We start from the raw sequence: 24,072 nt of genomic DNA, 5'->3' as shown, positions 1-24,072 counted from the left end.
GTCTGACACCAGGCGGAACTACTATCAATAGACGAAAAAACTGTACGTCCATCGATACTTCGGTGCCTAACGGTGTCTGACACTTATTTTAGGACAGCCCCATTATCCATTATATTTAATTATTGAATGAACGCTTCGTATTCTTCGTCTGTTTCTGGTACCTCAATTTCACCTTCAAGAATTTGGTTCTTGTAATCTTCAACTGCTTCTAAACTTTCTTCTGTTACGTTTTCAGTTGTCTCAGCAATGCCGACCCCTTCTTCTTCTAAACCAAACTCTACAATTTGTCCACCTGGGAATTCACCATTCATTGTTGTTTCAGAAACTTGATAAACCGCTTGGTCGACACGCTTAACCATAGAAGTTAGCGTTACATTTTCAGGCATTCCTTGTTCATGTTGATCGCGGTCAACACCGATTGCCCAAACATTTTCACCTGCTCTACTACGCTCTTGTGCTTCTGTGAAAAGACCGTTACCAGTTCCACCAGCTGCATGATAAATAATATCTGCGCCTTGTCCATATATAGTTCCAGCAATCGCTTGTCCACGACTTGCATCATTGAACGACTCTGCATATTGAACAATAATGTTAGCGTCTGGGTTTACTGCCTTAACACCTGCTTTAAAACCGTTCTCAAACTTTTTGATTAAACCACTTTCTACTCCACCGATAAAGCCAACAGTGTTCGTTTCAGTTTGTAATCCTGCTACAACTCCAACTAAAAATGATCCTTCGTGTTCTTTAAAAGTAATATGTGCAACGTTTTCTAAAGGATTGCCATCAGCACCTTCAACCACTGAGTCAACGATCGCAAGTTGTGCGTCTGGTTGCTGTTCAGAAATTGTTCGAACATCATCAGCCATTAAAAAACCAATCGCATAAACGATGTCATGCCCTTCACGCACAAGTCTGTTTAAGTTAGGTTGATAGTCAGCTGCGTCGCCAGATTGTAAGTAATTTACATCCACTCCGAAATCTTCTCCAAAACTTTGTAAGCCTTCCCATGCTGATTCGTTAAAAGAACGATCATCAACACCACCAACGTCGGTTACCATTCTTACAGAGAAATCTCCAGCTTCTTCAGTAGCCTCATCTCCTGGTTGATCACCAGGTGTTTCTGTAGGTGTTTCGTCTGGTGCTGGTTCTTCAGCAGGTCCACATGCTGAAAGTAGGATCCCTACTGCCAATGCAAAGGACATAAAGATAAGTATTTTTTTCATTTTATTGGTCCCCCTTCTAATTTAGGATTTTAGTTTCATGCTTACAATTTCCAAAAAGGTTAAATATTAATCAAACTTTTTTCATGTATGACGTCAGACATCATCCGTTATTTTAAATAAAGATAACATGTTTTTTTTTTGACAACATAAATTTTTTTATGGGAGTTTTCTATGAGTGAATTTCATAATTACCAAAAATGAGCCGCATCAAGCAATATAGTTTGCGAATGGTTTTGACGCAACTATATATTGAACTTAGTGGCGAGAATAATGAATTATGAAATTCATTGAATTTAAATACAAATACAGAGAAGTTTTTTCTTCATTTCGTTATTTTTATGGAAAAAACTTAAATGAGGAGTGGATATATGTTTTGTTCAATAGAAGACTTTAAAACAACTTTTAAAAAAAGGCTTGAAACGAAACTGAGTAAAAGTATTAACGACGCAACAAATAATGATGTTTATAAAACACTAGGGCAACTCGTGCGAGAAAACGTCTCAAAAAATTGGATTGATACGACAACTTATTATCAAGAAAATAAGCAAAAACAAGTTTACTATTTTTCAATGGAATTTTTAATGGGGCGACTTTTACAAACGAATATTGAAAACTCAGGACAATTTTTAATAATTAAAGAAGGATTAAAAGAGCTTGGATTTAACTTAGAAAATATTTTTGAAGAAGAACACGATGCCGGGCTTGGAAATGGTGGCTTAGGGAGACTTGCCGCTTGCTTTCTCGACTCCCTCGCCTCTCTCAACCTCCCTGGACACGGTTGCGGGATTCGCTACAAATATGGCTTGTTTGAACAAAAAATTATTAATGGGTACCAAGTTGAACTACCTGATTATTGGCTTCAAGAAAGTTATGTTTGGGAGGTAAGACGCCCTGATCGTGCCGTTGAAGTAAAGTTCGGTGGATATGTCGATATGGTTGAAGTCGATGAGAAACTTCAGTTTCACCATAAAAATTACGACACTGTATTAGCGGTCCCTTATGACGTTCCTGTTGTTGGATATCAAAACGAAACGGTCAATACGCTTCGGCTTTGGAGTGCTGAATCATGTAGAGAAGACTTCAATTTCTTCACTTCGAATAAAAATGACTATTACCATTTTTTACAATATAAACGTTCCATCGAAGATATTTCCGGATTTTTATATCCTGATGATTCAACGTATGATGGAAAGCTCTTAAGATTAAAACAGCAGTATTTCCTCGTTTCTGCAGGTATTCAAAGTATTATTAAACAGTTCAAAGCAAAATATAGTGCGGATTTATTACAACTCCCTGAAAAAATTGGTGTTCATATAAATGATACTCATCCTGTATTAGTAATCCCAGAATTAATGCGAATTCTCCTTGATGAAGAAGGTTTAAGCTGGGAAGATGCTTGGAGAATTACAAAACGGACCGTCTCATTTACGAACCATACAACATTAAGTGAAGCGCTAGAAAAATGGCCTGTCACAATGGTGAAAGAGTTATTGCCAAGAATATTTATGATCGTCGAAGAAATTAACGAACGTTATTGCCGTGAGCTTTGGGATCTTTATCCTTATGAGTGGAATAAAATTTCTGCTCTTGCGATTATTGGAAATGGCGAAATTCGCATGGCGCATTTAGCGATCGTTGCTTCCTATTCTGTTAATGGAGTTGCCAAAATTCATACAGAAATTTTAAAAACAAAAGAAATGAAAGATTTTTATAAACTTTATCCACAGAAATTTAATAATAAAACAAACGGTATTACCCATCGGCGCTGGCTTTTAAACGTTAACCCCGACCTTGCTTCTTTAATCACAGAGACGATTGGTAATAGATGGATTGCTCATCCGAAAGAACTGACTAACTTAATTAAATATTCGAAGGATACAGCATTCCAAGAAAAAGTCGCTCAAGTAAAAAGAATGAACAAAGAAAAGTTAGCAAGATATATTAAAGAGCACAACGGAATTACTGTAGATACCAATTCAATATTCGATGTTCAAGTAAAAAGGTTACATGCTTACAAACGACAATTACTAAATATATTTCACATCATTCACCTTTATCATATATTATCGGAAAATCCGAATATCGATATCACCCCTCGTACGTTTATTTTCGGTGGTAAGGCAGCACCTGGCTATCATTTTGCAAAAAAAATTATTAAGCTGATTAACGCTGTTGCTACAGTTGTTAATAAGGATCCACGTATCCAAAATAAACTAAAGGTTGTCTTTTTAGAAAACTATAGCGTTTCATTAGCTGAAAAAATTATGCCTGCTGCTGATGTTAGTGAACAAATTTCAACTGCTAGTAAAGAAGCCTCCGGTACGGGAAATATGAAATTTATGATGAACGGTGCGATCACACTTGGAACATTGGATGGAGCTAATATTGAGATAAGCGAATGCGTAGGGAACGACAATATATTTCTTTTCGGGCTGAAAGCAGAAGAAGTACTAAAACTTTATAGTGAAAAAACATATCGCGCCCGAGATATTTACAATATCGATTTCCGAATCAAAAAGGTGTTAGATGAACTGATGGGTAACCATCTTCCTGGTGGGGAAAGTGAATTTAAAGATATTTACTATTCCATCCTTTCTAACAACGACGAATATTTTGTGCTGAAAGATTTTGACTCATATTGTGAAGCTCACGAACTCGTTGATCAAACCTACCGCGACCAACAAAAATGGCTTTCGATGAGCATCACAAACATCGCTCATTCCGGAAAGTTTTCGAGCGATCGAACGATTCAACAGTATGCAACAGAGATTTGGGGGATCAGACCACGTTTTTAAGTATTAATTATGTAATTCTTTAGTTGTCCAATTTCTCGTTTTTGCTGTCCAATTCTTGTGGTTTGTTGTCCAGTTACTAGTTTTTGTTGTCCAATTATTTTAGTTTGTTGTCCAAAAGACCCTATTTGCTATCTAAAATCAAAAAAGAGATAATCAAGGGCTTTAAATTAGCTCTTGATTATCTCTTTTCCCATGTATATTTTTTCGGCAAAATTATTCAAAACTTTAAGAAAGGATCATCTGCTCTGATTTTGCATCGAAATCTAATTTTTTCCCTTCAAAATGCCATTGATCGTTTTCGGTGATAAAGAACTTAACTCCATTCACTTCGATTACGTGAGCTTCTTCTTCTAAAAGATCTTTTTCTACTCCTAAAAAGAAGCCTTCAGCACCTCGAACGAATAGACGAATTGCTTCATTTCCTTGTAATGAAAATTCATTTTTATAAAAGTTTGCTGCGTTTTGACTAATTTCAAGTAACATAAGAAGTTCCCCCTCAGATAGTTATTTCATTTAATTTGTGAACAACTTCACAATTCCTTTTAAAAAATTTTTATTAACTCCCAAAATAGTTCTCTCTATTAGTGAAGTCATTCACTTATCTTATAAATCTACTTTACTATTAAATCCTGGTTTATTCAATAGACTTCACAAATGCTACAAATATTTGCTAACATTTTCTAATTTATTGGAATTTATGCGAACATTTGTCGATGATAATTTCAATCTTTTAAACATATAAATTTAGAAGGAGCAAATTCAACAGAGAGATAGTTACTAGAGGGGGAAGCGTATTGAAGATGCCATATAAATTACCGAATAGCTGGAAGACATTCTGTTTTACTTATTGGATAAAATTTAAAATTCAATGGTACACGTTTTGGAGAAATTGGCACCATGTCAAATATTTTTATTACAATTCATCAAGACATCTTTTAAAAACGAGAAAGTATAACCGCAAACTTAGAAGTGTTAAAAAAATAATGGTACAATAAATGAAAGGTACTTTCTTAGCATGGCGTGTACCAAAAGCTAAAAGTTACCCTTTTAGTAAACACAAATAAAAAACGAGGTTGAAAACGATGAATTTTTATAAGCAATTAAGTGAATTTTACGACACTATTTTCCCACTAAATGAGCAATCGGTTACTTTTATAAAAAGTAAAATTACCAAAGGTCCTATTTTGGATTTAGCAGCTGGCACAGGAAATCATTCTATAGCTTTAGCTAAATTAGGATACAAAGTTACAGCGACGGATTTAGATCAGAATATGGTTGAAAAAATTAAAGAAAAAGCTGCAGCAAATAATGTTCCTATTGAGACACATCAATTAGCAATGGAAGAGCTTGATCAATTTCAAGAAACTCGTTTTACCACGATTATTTGCATTGGTAACTCGTTTGTTCACCTGCAAAGCTTCGAAGATGTAGCGAACGTAGTTTCCGAAATGTACGATTTATTAGATGCGGGTGGAAAGCTATTCATACAAACCGTCAATTATGATCGAGTGTTAAGCGATGGAATTACGAAGCTTCCAGACATAGAGCGTGAAAACATAGCCTTTTACCGTACGTATGAACACCAACAAGATAAAATTATCTTCAAAGGTACCCTAACCGTTGCAGACCAAACATATGAAAACGAAGTCTCATTACTCCCACTAACTAGTGAACAATTAGGCCAAATTTTGCGGGAAGCTAATTTCACGGTAAATATGTATGGATCTTTTAAAGGAGAACCATTCGAAATAACATCTCCTGCGTTAGTTGTTGAAGCTACGAAATAAATGAACGATGGTAGGGCTCCACATATATTGTTGCTTTATATTATGGGGGTTATGCGCAGTAATTCGCACTCGCTCGGTAGTATGCACTATGGGGAGAGTATGCTGTAGTTGGGTTCCTTATGGGGTCGGCATGCGAGAAGATCTTGCGTTCCTTTTGGTGAGTGTGACGCTTTGTTCGGGCACGGGAGAAGATCTCGCGTTACCTTTTGGGTAAAGTGACGCTTTGTTCGGGAACGCGAGAAGGTCTCGCGTTACCTTTTGGGTAAAGTGACGCTTTGTTCGGGAACGCGAGAAGATCTCGCGTTACCTTTTGGGTGAAGTGACGTTTTGTTCGGTAACGCGAGAAGGTCTCGCGTTACCTTTTGGGTAAAGTGACGTTTTGTTCGGGAACGCGAGAAGGTCTCGCGTTACCTTTTGGGTAAAGTGACGCTTTGTTCGGTAACGCGAGAAGGTCTCGCGTTACCTTTTGGGTGAAGTGACGTTTTGTTCGGGAACGCGAGAAGGTCTCGCGTTACCTTTTGGGTAAAGTGACGCTTTGTTCGGGAACGCGAGAAGGTCTCGCGTTACCTTTTGGGTGAAGTGACGTTTTGTTCGGGAACGCGAGATCATCTTGCGTTCCCTTTTGGGTGAAGTGACGTTTTGTTCGGGAACGCGAGATCATCTTGCGTTCCCTTTTAGTTGAATTCAGGCACTTACACTAATTTACACATCAATCCCTGTTTTACTGCACACTCCCCCCATACTTCGAAACATCATCGCTCAATGCATAAGCAAGATAAGACAGACCGAACCCAAAAAACATCAACTAATATTTTTGCAAATAATTAATAATTACTGTGTACGTTTTACGATCAACTTTAATGACTTGATGAAGGATGACCTGGTACTGTTTATTTTGGCTTTGCTCATGCTTTACAACTTCAAGTAATTCTCTTCCTAAGTCTTCATTTCCTAGTAATTCAATATCATAAATAATTTGGTCTACTATATTCATTGTCTCTCCCCCATTATAAAGAGTATTTATTTATATATACTCATAGCTTGTCTAAAACTTGAGGAAGTTTTTTCGACAAAAAAGACTCTCCCATAAGTGTCAGATCGCCCGGTAAACTATACTACTAAATATAGACGTATAGATTTAACATTCGTCTATATTGGTGTACCTTACCTAACGGTCCCTAACACTTTGTTTTTAGGACAGCCTCTCTGTTGAAAATTAAAACAATTTATTCACTTCTAAATTTTTATTTTCTAAAATCTCTATTTGATTTTTCGTCGTTTTACCAATCTCGATTGTTCGCTTCACTAAGGTTATTGTATTATGGTATGTTTGTTTGGCTCCTTTAACTAAAAGAGGGATACCAATAAAATCAATATGTAAACGTCTTGAAAACAAGCCTCCGAAAGTCATTGCTAAAGGGACCGTCGGGGATGCATTTGAGAATATCACTTTATCTGTTTTTGTACCGTCGTTAAGGAGTAAAAAAAGCTCATTCAAAGCAGGAATCATCGCTTTTGAACTACCGCGACCAAGTGTATATACTTTATGGCCGTCCTCATCTATCCCATGAAAAATAATTCTCCCCATATCTTTCGGGGTTAATTTATTGAAGATATCAATGTTTAAAATCTCTTCTTTACTAGGAATTCGGTCTTCAGGAAGTTTCTTTAAATGATATGCTGCGGCCATTGCTGAAGAATGAGTCCCCCCATAACAGTTATAAATGTAAATCATTTGCAACATCCTCTATCAAAGGTTTTTTACACTAAGGTCATCTAATCACAAAACAAAGGCTTTTTACTCCTTGTCAAAAAATATATTAGCTAAACGTCATATGTAAAATTTCCTTGATAGTATTTACTTACCAGCGTTTTTTTATGCTTGCCTCGAGACCTCTTTTCCATCTAACTGTCCAAGGCTCATGCTCCTCACCTAACGGATGCACGAGTACTGTTTTCATCCCTAGCATTTTCCCGCATAAAACGTCTGTAAATAATTGGTCACCTAAAAAAAGGCTATCTTCACTCGTTACACCGACTTCCTTCATAATTTTTTTTATTTTACTCGGCAACGGCTTTCCGCACATTCCATTGCCAATAATATTGTAAGGTTTTGTGAAACGATCCACTCTTCCTTGACTGTTATTTGAGACAACGATAAGCTTCACTCCGTTACTTTCTAACTTTTCATGCCATTTCGTAAACTCGTCATCACCTAATTCGTCATGCGCCGCAAGCGTACTATCTAAATCCGAAAAAATCGCTTTCACATTATGGTTTCTTAAAAAATCTAGAGATACATCGGTAAAATGTTCAAATTCATAATTCGGTTTTAAAAATTTCATTTCGAAATCACATCTTTCTGTTTAAAATTCGTCTATTTATTTTTCCACTTAACGATAGTATTACACATATTTTATTTATACCATTTATTAAAGCAAATAAACAAAGCAAAAATACCGACACACTGCGAAGCGAATGCTTCCATTTCCAACTATCCTACAAACCACAAACCACAAACCAACTGTACGCCTTTTTTTACACAAAAAACATGAAGGAAAGAAATTTTTCCTTCATGTAACTGAGTGAATTTCATAATTACCAAAAATGAGCCACATCACGCAATATATAATTTGCGAATGATTTTGACGCAACTATATATTGATCTAAGTAGCGAGAATAATGAATTATGAAATTCATTGAACTTAATCTCGATTTTCTACAAGGTCATCATTATACACTTTTTCAATAAACATCGTAGACTGTTCACTTAAATCGAGTTCTTTATTTATTCCTTGCACTTTAACAATTGGTCGGTGAAGATGACTTTCTATTCTAGTGACAATGCCAAGAAGCCCATTGTTTAGCCGTACATGTGTCCCTGGTGGGTAGCTAATAATTCCATTTGTAAAACTTAAAACAGCACTATGACTATACTTTTTCTCCGATAACGCCATAATTCTTTCTAGTGCTTCATGTGGTTGAACCTCTTCTTTAGAGATCATATTTTCATAGTCATTAGCTACACTGCACACTTGAGCGTAGTCAAGAATATCGTTTCCCTTTATTCCTCTAGGAAATCCAGAACCATCAAATGACTCGTGATGCTGAAAAGCGATATGGGTGACTAACAAACTTAATTCACGGTTTGACTTTAGAAGTTGAAACCCTTTTTCTGGATGTAGTGCATGATCATCTGTCACTGCTTTACCAATGTCATGGAGTAAACAACCTAATCCTAAGCCATTGAGCTTTAGTTGATCAAATTTTAATTTAATTCCAATTTGCAGAGAAATTAAGGCTACATTTACAGCATGAGCGTACTGTGCTAAGTTATCAGCGATCGTAGATGTTGGAATTAGTACGATTGCTTTACGTGCCGATACTTCACCAATTAATTTTTTTACCGTCTGTTGCAGTTCTATTAACGGTAATTCTTTTCCAGCTTTTACTTGATCAAAGGCTTTCTCAACAACAGCAATTGCGTCAATCCATGTTGGCATATCTATCATTTCATCAAGCGTTATTCCTGCTGATTTCGCATCCTCAATAATTAAACTTCTAATACCTATCTCTTTTAACTTCTCCATATACTTCGGATGAATAGTTGAGCCACTAGCAAGTAAAACCCTTTTCTTAAAATCATAAATAGGTTCTGCTAATTGCATCGTATTTTTATCATATTCATCGATACCGATCATTCTCATTTTAAAAACTCCTTACAGCTTTATCTAGACAATACTTTACCGATCGATTCGTTGATTCGTTCAGCATTGAACGGCTTTACGATAAAATCTGCAGCCCCCGACTGTATTGCCTCAATAACCATACCTTGTTGTCCCATCGCTGAACACATAACTATTTTCGCATTTGGATCAAAGTTTTTAATTTCTTTTAATGCCTCGATTCCATCCATTTCTGGCATCGTTATATCCATTGTTACTAGCTCAGGTTGTGTCGCTTTATATTGTTCAATCGCCTGTATTCCATCTCCAGCTTCCCCTACTACGTCATGACCAGCTTCTGTCATGATATTTTTTAACGTCATTCTCATAAATGCCGCATCATCGACTATCAAAACTCGTGCCAAGCTATTTCCCCTCCTGGTATTACATTGTATGTATAAAATCAAATCGAAATTGGACTTTTAAAGTAACAGAATAATATTTAATATAAAAATAGACTTTTTTCATAGTAACAAATAACTATGACTATCGATTTAATTCTATGTTCATTTTACTTTGAATTGAATGTCGTTTCAACATGTTTCATAATAAAACTTGTTGAAGTAGACAGATAAATCTATTTTTAGTAAGAAAACCGACCACCAGAGTTATTCTCCATACAAAACGCGCATGACGAAGTATCGCCACTATTTAATATGGAAAAGTCGAATGATTTCCTTCACTTCGCTTTGACCTTCTTCCGAATCTCAGAGGCTCGTTCACGAAATCATTCGACTTTTTTCATACAAAATCGTCATGACGTTACTCTGTCACCATCTAGTAAGCAAAAAAAACAAAAAATGTCAGTTCCCTTATATACTCGCTATGTGATAAAACACAACTAGAGTATAAAGAAGAACTGACATTTTCATATTTTTTCTATTTTAACTAGTTTTGTGCTGGGAAGAAGTTGTTTGTTGCGTGTGTATGTTTTTCAAACGGATCTTCTTCATTTAAAACAGCTTCTTTTACATTTTCAATTTCTGTACGGAGCTCACCTAGATCTACGTTTAAGTTCGATAGTTCTTCAATCGCTAGCTTTATTGCATTGTTAGATGCATCAGATGCCATCCTTAATGTGTCCATCGACCCTTGTGGGTTATGGAAGCCATCAGAGTTTTCTGCAGCAATAATATCTGTATACCATTGACCTTCACGAACATACTGCTGAGCTTGTTCAATTTTATCGTCTGGTGCACCTGCTGTAATCATTCGGTTAACAAAGTAATGTGCTTCAACCGTTAAATCTTGAGCCTCATGAACAGCCTCTAAGTGACGTTCCTGAATATCACCAACACGGTCAATAAGATACCTCTCAGTTTTATCAGAGTGACACGTGCGACAAGAGGTTTCAATGTTTTCTAAAGGAGAAGCCCAAAAGTGGGATGAAATCTTTCTTCGATCATCTCTTCGTTCAAATGGCATATGGCAATCTGCGCAAGAAACTTCTGCACGCCCATGCGAGCCATAACTCCACATTTCATATTCTGGGTGCTGTGCTTTTAAAATTGGTGCTCCCGATACGGCGTGAATATAATCATAATCAAACCCTTCCTCGATCGCCGTTGTTTCAAAATAATGCAACATTTCCTCAGGTTTTGTTCCGTAATCCCAAGGGAAACGTACTTTTTCTAACTCAGGTTCAAAATAATACTCAACGTGACATTGAGCACATACGTAAGTACGCATTTCATTTCTCGTTGCCTCGGTAACATCGATACCTTGGCGAGCCAAAGCATGTGTTAGTGACGGACGAGTTATTCTTAACTCCATCGTCACTGGATCATGACAATCAGAACAACCAATCGAAACATGTCCAAATTCACCAAGTTCTTCTGATGCTCCTACAGCAGCTAACTCTTCCATTCTCGGAACAATATCTCCTCTAAAATTAGCTGACCAATAATCATCACCGAATTCTTTTAATAATGGCGTTACTGTCGAACTTTTACACGTCATACACGAACCGATCGAGCGGTCACCGATTCTGGCAATTGACAATACATCTTCAACTGCATAAGGATGTCCTCTAGTCGTATTATATTCCTGTTCAAAAGGAAATCCGGCAAACAAAATAGGTAAGTACGGCTCATAGTCTGGGATAAACTTCGAAACCGGTGGTCTACCGTTGCCCATGTTTCTTAAGTAACTTTCATAATGTATCGGAAATGCATCTTTAAATGCAGTATTTACATATTCATCAGGAGATAAATCTGTTAAAGGTTCTGTTTCATCAACAGTTAAATCTTCTGGGCTTAAACAAGCTGGTAATATAAATAGCGCGAGAGCTAAAATAAATAGTTGTATTTTTTTCAAATTAAATCACCCTTTCTTCTATAAAAATTTTATTTCGCTGCGTCAATATTTAATTTCAAATGCCAATCTGACGTTTTAAAAATACCTAATCCATGTGGGACATGACGATGACAATCAATACAAGTACCTTTTGAATCGTGAGCGACATTATCAATCGTATATTGATGACAGCTAATGCAATTTTGATTGATTACATCAACAGAATCATCTGTTGCATGAAGAACATCAGGAATTTGACTGGCACCTATTGTGTTCATATATATATGTCCAATACCTGCTCTAGCTTTAAACGCCATTTTATTTACAACGTTATCTGTCGGTGCATGACAATCGTTACAGTCGAGCCTTGCATGTGGAGATTGCGTAAACGCTTCATAAACTGTCCCCATGACGTGACAACTTGAACAAAACTCGCCAGTATCGGTAGCTTTAATCGCTGTTACTGTTCCTGCATAAACAATGATACCGATCAAAACTCCTAATAACACGAAAAAAAGCAATTTATTATTCATGTCTTTAAACCTTTCTTTCAGCCTCTTCATTAGCACAACTCATCTCCTTTCCGTAAGTTTCTATCTTCATGTATTTCCAACTCACATATTTTTACACATTTTTTCATAGATTTTTTTCACTTTGTTATATGATTTTACAATTGGTGAAATCTATTTTATGATTTATTTAGCAAAGCGAATTAAATTCATATTCATTTAGGGGGATTTTCATGCAAGCATATATTAACGCGACAATTATTGTAGGAAATGGTGAAGTATTAAAAGAAGGGACGCTCCTCGTTGAAAGCGATAAAATTAAAGAAGTTGGTCTGAATATAGACATCCCAGACAATGCTGAAGTTTTTGATCTAACAGGAAAAACAATTACTCCTGGTATTATTGATGTACATACACATTTAGGGGTTCATGAAGAAGGTATTGGGCCAGCTGGTGCAGACTTTAATGAAATTACGTCAGCCTCTACACCTTATGTCCGTGCATTGGACGGAATTAACCCGATGGAAAAAGGGTTTGAAGTCGCACGTCAATCAGGAGTGACCACTGTTCAAATATTACCTGGAAGTGCTAACGTTATCGGTGGGGAAATTATTACGGTGAAAACGGTCGGAACGATTGTTGATGAAATGATTGTCAAAAGTCCATCTGGAATGAAAGCAGCATTCGGAGAAAACCCGAAACGAGTTCACGGCGAGAAAACAGCCAAAACGAGAATGGGAGTGGCTGCCGTATTTCGCCAAGAGTTCATTAAAGCACAAAATTATTTGCAAAAACTAGAAAATGGTGAAAATGTACCACGTGATTTAGGATTGGAAAATTTAGTAAAAGTCCTTAAAAAGGAAATTCCACTTCGTGCCCATGCTCATCGCGCTGATGATATTGTCACTCTCCTTCGCCTAGTGAAGGAATTTGATATCGATGTGACAATTGAGCATTGTACAGAAGGGCATAAAATAGCTGATTATATTAAAAAACATGATGTTATCGTTGCCGTCGGTCCGACAATGTCTTCGAGGTCAAAAGTAGAAAATGCTGATAAAGGTTGGCACACACTTCTTGCACTTGAAGAAGTCGGTGTTCCTTTTGCAATTACAACTGACCACCCAGTCGTTGGCATCGAGTATTTAATTACATCAGTTGCTCAAGCGGTGAAAAATGGCTTGAACGAAGCTAGTGCCTGGAAGTCGGTCACATTAAATGCTGCAAAACATATCGGCATTGAAGATCGCCTCGGGTCACTAGAAAAAGGGAAGGATGCAGATCTTGTCATTTGGAGTAGCCACCCATTCGACGTTACTGCTAACGTTGAAAAAACAATTATTGATGGCGAAGTTGTGTTTGAAGCGTAAAGGACTATAGCAAATTCGGTCAACGGTCTTAGAGTAAGGCGTCTTTCCAAGTACAAAAAATATAAAACTATTCTTTTTAAAAAAGGGTCTGTCCCAAAATAAGTGTCAAACACTTTTGGGACAGACCCTTTTTCGTTTTATAAAATAATCTGCCAAAACTTATTTAATCAAAAATCTTTTGCAGGCGCACAGTCGCCTTGCGTATTTCTAACATTCTTGCATTTTGTTCGTTTATTTGCTCACTGATTGAAATGATTTTGCCTGTGGTATCATCGTTTTTATTCGTAACGTCATCCAAAGCCGAAGCTACCTCTTGAGTAGAACTAGTAATTTTCTCAGTATTATCATTGATTTTGTTGATAAAATTCGTATTATTAAGGATTGTCTTCGTAATCTGCTCGAAACTCTCACTAATATCATTGACGTAATCCGTACTTTTAGAAATCGTTCCAGCTCTATCTTTGGAACGATTTACAGACACATCTACGTCCTCAATAATCGCATTGACCGTTTCCGTAATTTGCTTTGTTGCATTTCCCGAACTTTCCGCAAGCTTACGTACTTCATTAGCTACGACTTCAAAGCCCCTGCCGTGTTCACCAGCTCTTGCTGCTTCAATTGAAGCATTTAACGCTAGTAAATTCGTTTGCTCAGAAATCTCATTAATTAATGATAAAACTTCTTTAATTTCCGTTACCTTTTTTGATAACGTAACTAAGTCATTACTAGATACTTGCACTTCATTTGAAATATTATCCATTGTATCATTAATTCTCGTTATATTACCTTTGCCTTTTTTCGCCATATCGTTCATCATATTAAATGATTCTGTTAAACGGTCAAGCTGGTCATTAATCGTAACCATACTTTCGCCGACACTCTCAGCTGAAGAAGCAGTTTCTTCATAAACAGCTAACTGATTTTGAGTTTCCGCACTAATTTCATCAGTTACTTTATTAACCTCTGATGATTTGCCCGTTAAGTAATCTATTTGTTCATAAATATTTTCCGTTTCAACTTCTAGACGTTGAAGTTGATTTTGCTGCTTCGTTTGAAAACTTTCAATATTATCAAAAAGACGATCTAATCTTCGACCGAGTTTAGCGACTTCATCCTTCCCTTTAAAATTGACCCTCGTCGTCATGTCTCCCTCTTCAAACTGAGCCATTTTTTTCTCTAATATTTTAATCGGTTTTAAAATGAAGATGTTCATTAAAAAGCCAATTAAAGCCGTTGCAACAATCACATTCATAAAGGTTGATAAAAATACTCCAATAATCCCTAAGTCTAACCCCGCCAATTCTATCGCACCTAATATAAAACTAGAAATCGTTGAATTTACTAATAAAATAACAACAATTATCGTTATAAACCTTAGTTTTAAGCTATTCCAAAGCTTCATTAAAATTACTCCTCCTAAAACGAATTTCCTTCTATGTCTTTTATCCTAGATACTAGTCTACTATAAAAAATGAATGGAAGTCCACTGAAAACCTAGTAAACAATTAAGTTTTGAATGTTGAGTTTTGAGTTAATGATGCTTCGGAGTTTTCTCGTACGTATATAAATGAGTAAAAGTGGGTATCAGAATACTATAACTTAATTTTGTAACTTTTCATGATATGCAACGTCAAATGTATTAAGAGTGTAAACAACTATACCTCCTTATAAATGAAATGCATATTTTCACTTGAGAAGTAATAGTTTAAGAAAAAAGCTATTTTAATAGGGAACGGAGGAGAACGTGTGAAGCGTATACTTTTAATAACTTTTAGCCTCTTTTTAATAGGCTGTTCCGCAGCTGAAATACAGTATATAAATGAAGCAAGTCTTGAAAAATACCAACGAGCAGAAGCTGCGCAGCCAAATACCGTACATGACATTGATACAACAGTAGCTGAACAAATAAATAGTGATATGAATGAAGTCACAAAAGCTGATTTTAAAAATACTTATAACGACATTAATCACGGAGATGACCTTCCCAATTTCAAAAAGATTAACAATGAAATTTATCAAACTGTCAAACATGATGGTGATGATCCTAACGATGCTAGCTGGATTTTCAAAACTTGGCAGTTCGATCAAGCAACATCAACTTTTCTAGTCATTGACGAAACGGTTTATAACGATGATACCATCGAGCATGGCTATGAATTAGGTCAATATTGGTATGACTTATGGAAAAGTGCTGATGCTAATTATCACCCATACCACAATTTAACGTTAACGGAAGAAACCTTAATTAAAGCAGCAGAAGGAAAGTTAATTGGTGTTGAACACCCGATTGGAACGAATATCTCAACAATAAAAGAGGAACGCCCTCCAGCAATGGAACACGGGTTTTATGAAGGTAGCCCATACCTCTTTTATCCTGAAGATACTTATTTTTATAATGAGGACGACGATCGCGTGACAGCTGTCGCTTATAAAGGAGATCGCTTAAAAATCACATTGGACGAAGTTGAAGAAACCTTAGGAACGCCAACCTATGAAGGATTTAACGAGATGGAAAATGAACCGTATTTCCTTTATGAAGCAGGCGAATATACGTTATATATATCAGGCGATAAACAAACACAAAGCGTACGAGATGTGATTTTAACAGAGGGTAGTTGGTTTGTTGGTTTGTAGCTAGTTGGTTTGTTGGTTTGGCTGCGGCCTCGCCTGACTTTTACATCGTAAATGGTGACACTGCATCATCAGGATGGTTTTTTACGAAAAAAAGAATGAGTAATTTCCTGAACGAGCCTCTAAAATTCGATAGAATTTTCAGCGAAGTGAGGGAAATTGCTCGTTCTTTTCCATATTAGAAAGAAATGCTCCTACGGTTACTTATCGTAAAGTAAGCGGTTTACATTTCCCCGATAGCAATTAATCGTTTATAATGAATCCGTATACATTTTTAATTGTAAAGGGGTATCATAATGTTAAATTGCCGTGAGGAACTACTTTTTTTAACAAAACAACTTGTGAATATAGAGAGCATCGTTAATACAGAAGGAGAAAAAGAAATTAGCCAAGCGGTTTTTACGTTAATTTCTCAATATGATTATTTTAGAGAAAACCCAACTCAAGTAATGAAGCAACAAACAACAGATGATGAACAAGAACGCTATAATGTGATTGCTTATGTAAAAGGGACAAAGAGCAAAAGCAATAAAACCATCATTTTAATAGGACATATGGATACTGTTGGTACAGATGATTTTAATCATTTAAAAGATCAAGCTTGTGACCCTGATGAGCTGATGAACTCATTAAAGCAGGAGCAACTCCCTCCACTAGTAGAAGAGCATTTAAATTCCGATGATTACTTGTTTGGTAGAGGTGTGCTCGATATGAAAAGTGGGGTTGCTAGTAACTTATTTTTATTAAAATATTATTCTGAACACCCTGAAGAACTAGATGGGAACTTAGTCGTTGTCGTTGAATGCGATGAAGAAGACGGCTCACGCGGGATATTATCAGCTTTGGACGAGTTAAAAGCTTTAAAGGACGAACATTCCTTTGAGTATGTCGGTGCCATTAATTCTGATTTTGTCGCCCCACGTTTTGAAGGCGACGAAAACCGTTATATTTATAAAGGAACAGTCGGGAAATTACTTCCATCCTTTTTTATTACAGGATCTGAGACTCATGTCGGTGCATGTTTTGAAGGGATCGATCCGAATTTTATTGCCGCAGAACTAACGAGGCAAATCAACTACAATCCAGAACTTTGTAATGAAGCTTTCGGTGAAACGACGACACCACCTGTCTCTTTAAAGCAAATGGACTTAAAGCCTTCTTACACTGTACAAACAGCTTTATCAGCTTACGTATATTTTAACTTCTTTATTCACTCTTGGTCTCCTAAAGAAGTACTTGAAATATTAAAACGACAAGCAGAAATCGCCATGACGAATGCTTTAACAACTTTCAAACAACGATACGAGAAATTTAGTAAAATGAGTAAGCAGCCGTACGTTGAAGTTCCATGGCAAACGCGCGTAATGACTTATGAAGAGATGGAAAAGTGTATTATCGCAGAACACGGAGAGCGTTTCGTAACCCATATGACGGATTTTAAAGAAACGCTTTTATTGGACAAACAGTTAGACACACGGATGTTCAGTGCAAAAGTTGTTGAAGAAGCGTGGAAGTGGATGCCAGACCGTAGCCCTGCAATCATAGTTTTTTACTCATCATTATATTCACCTAGAATTGAAGTGACCGGTAAAAATGCATTAGAAGAAAACTTAATCACTTCATTAGAAAAAGCAGTGAATAAAATGCAACCAAACTATGCTCATCCTATTGAAACGAGAAACTTTTTCCCTTACATTTCTGATATGAGCTTCGTTGCTTTAAGTGATGATGTTGAGGGTATTAATGCCGTTTCTAACAACACTCCTTGTTGGGGTAAAAAGCTGTACGTTAACTACGAGGCCATCCGCGACATTAACGTACCTGTCATTAATATCGGACCTTATGGCTTTGATGCACATAAGCAATTCGAGCGCGTCGAACTAACGTACTCACTAGAAATTGTTCCCAATTTAACCAATGAAGTCATAAAAAACTTGTGTAAGTAATGAAATAATTGTAATAAGAAGATGGTGGTCGTGCTGCCATCTTCTTTTATGCAATAAAATTACAATTTCAGAAAAAACCCTGTATGTTGACTGCTTCAACGTACAGGGTTTTACTAGTTTTTTACTATTCCGTGCGTATTGAACGCTTCATTATGCATCATTCTACCATTTTTTTACTATTTCATGCGTATTGAACGCTTCATTACGCATAGTTTTTCCAGTTATTCACTATTCCGTGCGTATTGAACGCTTCATTACGCTCATTTTTCCCTTTAAGTTTCATCTTCCTTCGATGGAATTAAAATTTCACCATTTTTTTCCTTACGTAATAAAGTTTGCAGTATAAGCTTTGTTAATTGACTTGGTTGGTAAGGTTTTGTTAAATAGTAATCGGCTCCGAGTGCGAGTCCCTTATCTTTTTCATCGAGCGCTGTCGAAATAAAGATCGGCACATGGCGTAATTTTTCATCTTTTTTTACTTCCTTAATAACAGCCCAACCATCAAGATCACCTTCTAACAAAATATCTAAAACTACAGCATCAGGAAGATATTTTTTCATCATCGGTAGTGCCTTTGAACCGAAACTTGTATGATGAACATTAAAGCCGCTTTCATTAAATTCCTCTTTTAATAATGATGCTAAGCTCTCATCATCTTCTACAATCATTAATGTTGGTTTATTTTTATGATCGATAAGGTCATTCACTTCTAGGTCCAGCTCGATCGTTTCTAATACAGGAAGTTCAATAGTAAAAGTACTTCCTTTGGCGATTTCAGAAGTAAAATAAATCTCCCCTTCATGAGCCTTAACGATCTCTTTACAAATGGCTAAACCAAGTCCCGTCCCACCGATTTGTCGTCTATCAGAATTGTCAATTCTATAAAACTTAGTAAATATTTGCGTACGAACATCTTTTGGAATTCCTAAACCTTCATCCTTTATTTCCATCAATAATTGTTTTTCCTTATTTTTAAAAGTTAAGGTAACATTCCCACCATCAGGTGAATACTTAACTGCATTACTAATTAAATTCATTAACATTTGATTCATTTTGTCAAGGTCTGCTAGTACAATCGTATTTTTTGCCGTATTTTCAATGATAAATTTATGTAAAGGCGATTGAAGTTTAAATGACTCTACAACATCTTTTGCTAAGGTCATCACATCAAGCGATTTCTTTTCATATATGTGTTTTCCAGCTTCCATCCGTTGTACATCTAAAAAGTCATTGATTAATGAAGTTAATCGCTTCGCCTCTTTATGAATCGTCGTTAAATATTTTTTTTGCCGTTCAGGCTTTAAGTCTTTCGTTAGCATTAATTCTGTAAAGCCTAACACACTTGATAATGGTGTTCTTAACTCATGGTTAACCGTACTTATAAATTCCGATTTTAGTTGATCAACTTTAAATTCCTTCGTAATATCTCGGTACACAAACATTAATTCTTTGTAGTCTTCACTTTGCAAAAAAGTTTCGTAATACACTTGAAAAACGGAAGGATCTTGCGACTTCGTTTTTAAGACAAACATTTCTTGTGCTCTATTTTCTTGATTTAAAACAGTTTCAACAAATGCAATAAATTCATCACATTGTTGAAACTTTTTTTTCATATAAGATAGCCACTTCTCTTTTTTCATACCAATAACTTTGCTCATGTCATCTAAACCTATCATTTGACACCATTGTAAATTAACCTTAAGTAACGTACCGTCGTTACTTATAAACTGAATACCTACCGGGTCTGTATTAAGCTCACCTTGATATTTATTCACTTAAGATCTCTCCAACAATAGCGACTAATTCACTCGGGCTGAAAGGCTTTGCTAAGAAGTAATTTGCACCTGCTGATATTACTTTTTCTTGATCGGACTTTTGACTTTTTGCGGTAAGCATTAATATTTCTAAACCTTTAAATTTTTCAATGGCTCTCACTTTTTCAATAAGTTCCAAACCTGACATCCCAGGCATCATATAGTCTAATAAGACTAAGTCATAATCATTGGTTTGTAATAGCCCAAAAGCCTCAATACCATCAGCTGCTTCATCGATTTCGTAGCCTTCATCTTCAAGTGAATCAACGACAAGCATTCGTAGTACTTCTTCATCTTCTGCCAATAAAATCCGCTTCACATTTATCACTCCATATCATTTCGTTATTCACGACGCTTCAACAGGATGTTCAAAAAGTCCGGTAATCATAGCTGTCGAATCTCTTCGGATCTGATTATCCCCCTTTTTGAACACGCACTTCAAGATAAAGCGAAAAACATAATGATCTATACAAGACCATTGGAATATTCTACTTTAACGAATCACCCGTAATAATAACCGCTTCACCCTCGCTTCAAGTTCTCCCATCCCGAAAGGTTTCGTTAAATAGTCATCAGCACCTAATTCTAATGCTCGAACGATATCTTTTTCCGATTTACGTCCGGTTAACATTAAAACGGTAAATTGACTTTCAGGATATTGACAACCGATGGCTTGAAGAACTTCAAATCCGTCTAGTTCAGGCATCATCACATCAAGAATAATTAAATATTGCCCTTGCTGTTGACTCCATGGTGAGTTTAAAAATTCACTTCCACTATGAAAACGACAAACGTCAATATCATATGTATCGATGACTAAATTTGTAAAATGATCTCCAACAAGCTCTCTTACAACTTCATCATCATCAATTATTGCTATGTGAACAGGTTTTGATGCCGGTAAGTTTTTACTATTATCCGAGTCACTGATCATCACTTTATTTCGTCCTGCTCTTTTGGCTTCGTAAAGAGCATCATCAGCTAGCTTCATCCAATGGTTAACACATTTATCATGCCCTTCAACTTCAACTACCCCTGCAGAAAAAGTGACAGAAAAGCTGCGTCCGTGACTATTAAATACTTCTTTAGAAAAACCACTCAACAATCTTTTTACAACTTGCTCGCCATCTTTAGCCTTCGAACGGGGAAGTAATAAAACAAACTCTTCTCCACCGTATCGAATTAAGTAATCCGACTGTCGCTTTTGTTCGTTAATAAAACTAACAAACTTCTTTAAAACCTCATCACCAACTGCATGACCATACGTATCATTGACGTTTTTAAAATGGTCCAAATCAAGCATTGCAATCGTAAATGAAACATTAGAGCGTGTATATTCATATATTTCTCGTTCAATTTCTAAATTAAGGAATTTTCGATTGTAAGCACCTGTTAATTCATCTAGTAAAACTGCACAATCTATTAAATCTTTTCTTTGCAATTGTCTTTTTACACGGACAACGAATTCGTCCAAATCAAATGGTTTTACAATAAAGTCATCAGCCCCAGACTCGAACCCTTTAATCCGTGTTTTTTTCGACTGATCACCACTAATCATGACAATCGGGATAAAAAACGTATTTGCTTTTTCTTGAATCGTAGTTAATACGTCTAACCCATCTTGTTCCGGTAAATAGTAATCTATAATTACACAATCAGGCTTTTGATCGTAAAAAATGTTGATACCTTTTTCAGCGTCCATCGCCACTAAAACCATTAAACCGGCTTCTTCTAATGCGCTTTTTAATACCGTCAGCATACTAATATCGTCTTCTATTAATAAAACAAGTTTGTCTTTTTCACCTTCAAAAAGGATTTCTTTGTCGAGTGAAGGGCATAAAATATCATTTTGTTGTTCGTTACTAAGGTCAATGATCGAAGAAAGCAATGTTGTCACATCTTCTATTTCCCAATAAGAAGAGTCATCCTCATCCATATTTTCTAGTAGACCATTAGCCACTTCTGACCATTCAGGCAATTCAATAGATGCTGCTGTTCCTTTAATCGAATGTAAAAACCGATAAAGGTCTTTTCCTAACACTTTCTTTTCTTTAGACCATCGCGTCAACGTTTCATTCGTTCGCTTAAAAAGTAACTGTTGATATTTACTCACTTGTAAATCAATGCCCCTTTCACTTTAATGAATTTCATAATTTATTATTCTCGCCGCACTAAGATCAATATATAGTTGCGTCAAAACCATCGACAAACTATATATTGCGTGATGTGGCTCATTTTGGTATTTATGAAATTCACTCACTTAACTAAAAAAAAATCATTGTGAAAAATTCGATTTTTCGAACTATAAGTAACTATAAGTCGTAATATTCGACATCAATTTCAATTTACATTAAAATATTTGGTTATGCAATAAAATGTTACAGGACATCTTAGGAAAATAGAATTATATACTTTTAGAAAGGAAACTTTCCTATCTAGTTTTAATTTGATCAAGCTCTTCTAAAGAATCGTGGATCAAAGTAAATAGTAATTGTTTTTTCATGGCAAAAAAGCTTAGAGATAAAACATTCTCCAAGCCTTTTTAATAGATTTTTCTTGAGTTCATCTTTGCAAAGTCTCTGTTTTAATATTTTTCGGATTGTTTTACGTTATGACGGAGACTTTGAGTTTTTGAATGGCAGGTGAATTTTAACTTGTGTTCCTACGTCTTCTTCACTTTTAACATTAATCTTGCCACCGTGTTGTTGTACTATCTTATGGCTTACTGTTAAACCTAGCCCGGTTCCTTTTTCTTTTGAAGAATAGAAAGGTTCACCTAATCGCTTTTGAAACTCCTTAGGTATCCCACAACCATCGTCTTCAACAGTAACTAAAACATTTTTCTCGCTTCCTTTTTCTATATTTACCGTAACATTACCGTTCTCTTTGCACGCTTCAATGGCATTTTTGATAATATTAATGAATAGTTGTTTAAGTAGATTTTTTTCACAATCTATTAAAAGTGATTCTTGCGACTGAAAATGAATGGTAACTTCCTTCATATTCGCTTGAGTTTGTAGTAAAGAGACAATGTCTGCAACAATCTCTTTTACATCGTACGTCGAAAAAACAAGTTTTTGAGGTTTGGCTAAAAGTAATAATTCACCGACAATATGATCAATTCTCTCTAACTCTTTTGTCATAATGTCATAATACATCTCATCCTCTTTGTTCTTTTTCCCTAAAATTTGCACAAATCCTTTAATTGATGTTAACGGATTTTTTATCTCATGACCGACACTTGCTGCTAGTTCTCCGACGATTGAAAGCTTTTCTTTTTTTCGTAACTGTTCTTCAGCTAATTTCCGATCAGTAATATCACGACCGATCACCACTAACCCTTTTCTACTACCATCCTCATTAAATAGCGGAACTTTGATCGTTTCAAAGTATTTTTTTGTACCATCTGGGATAGGTAATGTTTGTTCAGAGCGTGATATATCCCGATTGAGCCAAGCTTCTTCATCCAATTTTTCACAATGCATTAACGCTTTATGATAAAAATCTGTGTATTTCGCAAGCTCACAATCTTTTTTTCCTTGGTAATCTATATTTTCTAATTGAAAGAGCTTTAAACAGGAAGCGTTCGCTTTTACCCAGCGCCCTTGACCATCTTTAAAGGCTACAAAGTCGACCATTGAGTTAATTAACGTAGAGAGCTTGTCTTCCTGCTCTTTACAGCAGTTTAGTTCTTCTATTTTTTTCAAAATATAATAAATACAAATTCCTGTTAAGACAATGAAAAAAATTCCTTTAGTTTTTTGAACAGTCATCGCCAATTCTATCGGAACATATTTTTCTACTAAAAAGTCAGTGATAATGATCCAAGAAATTCCAAACGTTATATATATCCATAAAATTTGTCTTTTTTTCAAGTGAAAGACTCCTTTTTTATTAAATAATAAATACGAAGTCTATTTTAACATTTTTATAAGTGTGAAAGTGTTGGTAATTTTTTAAGTAATACGAATACGCCA

General features: G+C 35.8%; 19 protein-coding genes. 5 read left to right on the top strand and 14 right to left on the bottom strand.

The window, feature by feature from the left end:
* Positions 1-119: 119 nt before the first annotated feature.
* A complete protein-coding gene (locus BKP35_RS10965) occupies positions 120-1,223 on the bottom strand; it encodes a BMP family lipoprotein (RefSeq protein WP_071313396.1) in 1,104 nt (367 codons plus the stop codon).
* A 368-nt stretch (positions 1,224-1,591) separates the two neighbouring features.
* Here BKP35_RS10965 and BKP35_RS10960 point away from each other — a divergent pair, with 368 nt between their 5' ends.
* Positions 1,592-4,018 (top strand): glycogen/starch/alpha-glucan phosphorylase, encoded by a 2,427-nt coding sequence (locus BKP35_RS10960; RefSeq protein ID WP_071313395.1) that lies wholly within the window; start codon positions 1,592-1,594, stop codon positions 4,016-4,018.
* Between the two features lie 225 nt (positions 4,019-4,243).
* Here the strand turns inward: BKP35_RS10960 and BKP35_RS10955 are convergent, their stop codons facing one another.
* Positions 4,244-4,501, bottom strand: a complete 258-nt coding sequence (locus BKP35_RS10955; protein ID WP_071313394.1) for a hypothetical protein — start codon at positions 4,499-4,501, stop codon at positions 4,244-4,246.
* Between the two features lie 599 nt (positions 4,502-5,100).
* Between BKP35_RS10955 and BKP35_RS10945 the strand changes: the two genes are divergently transcribed.
* Positions 5,101-5,805, top strand: coding sequence for a class I SAM-dependent methyltransferase (locus tag BKP35_RS10945; RefSeq protein ID WP_071313392.1), 705 nt, complete (start codon positions 5,101-5,103; stop codon positions 5,803-5,805).
* 805 nt (positions 5,806-6,610) lie between these two features.
* Here the strand turns inward: BKP35_RS10945 and BKP35_RS10940 are convergent.
* The 7 genes from BKP35_RS10940 to BKP35_RS10910 form a co-directional block, all read right to left on the bottom strand.
* Positions 6,611-6,799: a hypothetical protein gene (locus BKP35_RS10940; protein ID WP_071313391.1), complete on the bottom strand. Its 189-nt coding sequence runs from the start codon at positions 6,797-6,799 to the stop codon at positions 6,611-6,613.
* 222 nt (positions 6,800-7,021) lie between these two features.
* Positions 7,022-7,540: a DUF3189 family protein gene (locus BKP35_RS10935; protein ID WP_071313390.1), complete on the bottom strand. Its 519-nt coding sequence runs from the start codon at positions 7,538-7,540 to the stop codon at positions 7,022-7,024.
* A gap of 127 nt (positions 7,541-7,667) precedes the next feature.
* Entirely contained in the window at positions 7,668-8,150 is a 483-nt protein-coding gene (locus BKP35_RS10930) for a YqeG family HAD IIIA-type phosphatase (protein ID WP_071313389.1), read from the bottom strand.
* A gap of 360 nt (positions 8,151-8,510) precedes the next feature.
* On the bottom strand, positions 8,511-9,512 hold the full coding sequence (locus BKP35_RS10925; RefSeq protein ID WP_071313388.1) for an HD-GYP domain-containing protein: 1,002 nt from the start codon (positions 9,510-9,512) through the stop codon (positions 8,511-8,513).
* A gap of 20 nt (positions 9,513-9,532) precedes the next feature.
* Positions 9,533-9,895 carry a response regulator gene (locus BKP35_RS10920; protein WP_084031595.1) on the bottom strand — a complete coding sequence of 121 codons (363 nt, stop codon included), beginning with the start codon at positions 9,893-9,895 and terminating at the stop codon, positions 9,533-9,535.
* 523 nt (positions 9,896-10,418) lie between these two features.
* On the bottom strand, positions 10,419-11,846 hold the full coding sequence (locus tag BKP35_RS10915; RefSeq protein WP_071313387.1) for an ammonia-forming cytochrome c nitrite reductase subunit c552: 1,428 nt from the start codon (positions 11,844-11,846) through the stop codon (positions 10,419-10,421).
* A gap of 29 nt (positions 11,847-11,875) precedes the next feature.
* On the bottom strand, positions 11,876-12,388 hold the full coding sequence (locus BKP35_RS10910; RefSeq protein WP_139192856.1) for a cytochrome c3 family protein: 513 nt from the start codon (positions 12,386-12,388) through the stop codon (positions 11,876-11,878).
* A gap of 179 nt (positions 12,389-12,567) precedes the next feature.
* On the opposite strand from BKP35_RS10910, the gene BKP35_RS10905 reads away from it, so the two are divergent.
* Positions 12,568-13,704: an amidohydrolase gene (locus BKP35_RS10905; RefSeq protein WP_071313386.1), complete on the top strand. Its 1,137-nt coding sequence runs from the start codon at positions 12,568-12,570 to the stop codon at positions 13,702-13,704.
* 163 nt (positions 13,705-13,867) lie between these two features.
* Here the strand turns inward: BKP35_RS10905 and BKP35_RS10900 are convergent, their stop codons facing one another.
* Positions 13,868-15,106 (bottom strand): methyl-accepting chemotaxis protein, encoded by a 1,239-nt coding sequence (locus BKP35_RS10900; RefSeq protein ID WP_071313385.1) that lies wholly within the window; start codon positions 15,104-15,106, stop codon positions 13,868-13,870.
* 344 nt (positions 15,107-15,450) lie between these two features.
* On the opposite strand from BKP35_RS10900, the gene BKP35_RS10895 reads away from it, so the two are divergent.
* Together BKP35_RS10895 and BKP35_RS10885 are read left to right on the top strand one after the other, a co-directional pair.
* Complete coding sequence (locus BKP35_RS10895; protein ID WP_071313384.1) at positions 15,451-16,338, top strand: DUF4309 domain-containing protein; 888 nt, start codon at positions 15,451-15,453, stop codon at positions 16,336-16,338.
* A gap of 293 nt (positions 16,339-16,631) precedes the next feature.
* Entirely contained in the window at positions 16,632-18,281 is a 1,650-nt protein-coding gene (locus BKP35_RS10885; RefSeq protein WP_071313382.1) for a M20/M25/M40 family metallo-hydrolase, read from the top strand.
* A gap of 272 nt (positions 18,282-18,553) precedes the next feature.
* Here BKP35_RS10885 and BKP35_RS10880 read toward each other — a convergent pair whose 3' ends face one another.
* The 4 genes from BKP35_RS10880 to BKP35_RS10865 all read right to left on the bottom strand — a co-directional run bounded on the left by BKP35_RS10880 (position 18,554) and on the right by BKP35_RS10865 (position 23,970).
* Complete coding sequence (locus BKP35_RS10880; RefSeq protein WP_071313381.1) at positions 18,554-20,056, bottom strand: ATP-binding response regulator; 1,503 nt, start codon at positions 20,054-20,056, stop codon at positions 18,554-18,556.
* The gene (locus BKP35_RS10875; protein ID WP_071313380.1) at positions 20,049-20,414 is read right to left on the bottom strand and encodes a response regulator; all 366 of its coding nucleotides are present in this window, start codon (positions 20,412-20,414) and stop codon (positions 20,049-20,051) included. The genes BKP35_RS10880 and BKP35_RS10875 overlap by 8 nt, the downstream gene beginning before the upstream one ends.
* Positions 20,415-20,588: 174 nt before the next feature.
* Positions 20,589-22,208, bottom strand: a complete 1,620-nt coding sequence (locus tag BKP35_RS10870; protein WP_084031594.1) for a GGDEF domain-containing response regulator — start codon at positions 22,206-22,208, stop codon at positions 20,589-20,591.
* A gap of 496 nt (positions 22,209-22,704) precedes the next feature.
* Positions 22,705-23,970, bottom strand: coding sequence for an ATP-binding protein (locus BKP35_RS10865; RefSeq protein ID WP_071313378.1), 1,266 nt, complete (start codon positions 23,968-23,970; stop codon positions 22,705-22,707).
* Positions 23,971-24,072: the final 102 nt, after the last annotated feature.

It is taken from the genome of Anaerobacillus arseniciselenatis (genome assembly GCF_001865995.1).
Lineage (GTDB): Bacteria > Bacillota > Bacilli > Bacillales > Anaerobacillaceae > Anaerobacillus > Anaerobacillus arseniciselenatis.
The sequence above is the reverse complement of the archived record's forward strand: the minus strand, read 5'-3'. Positions and strand labels throughout refer to the sequence as shown.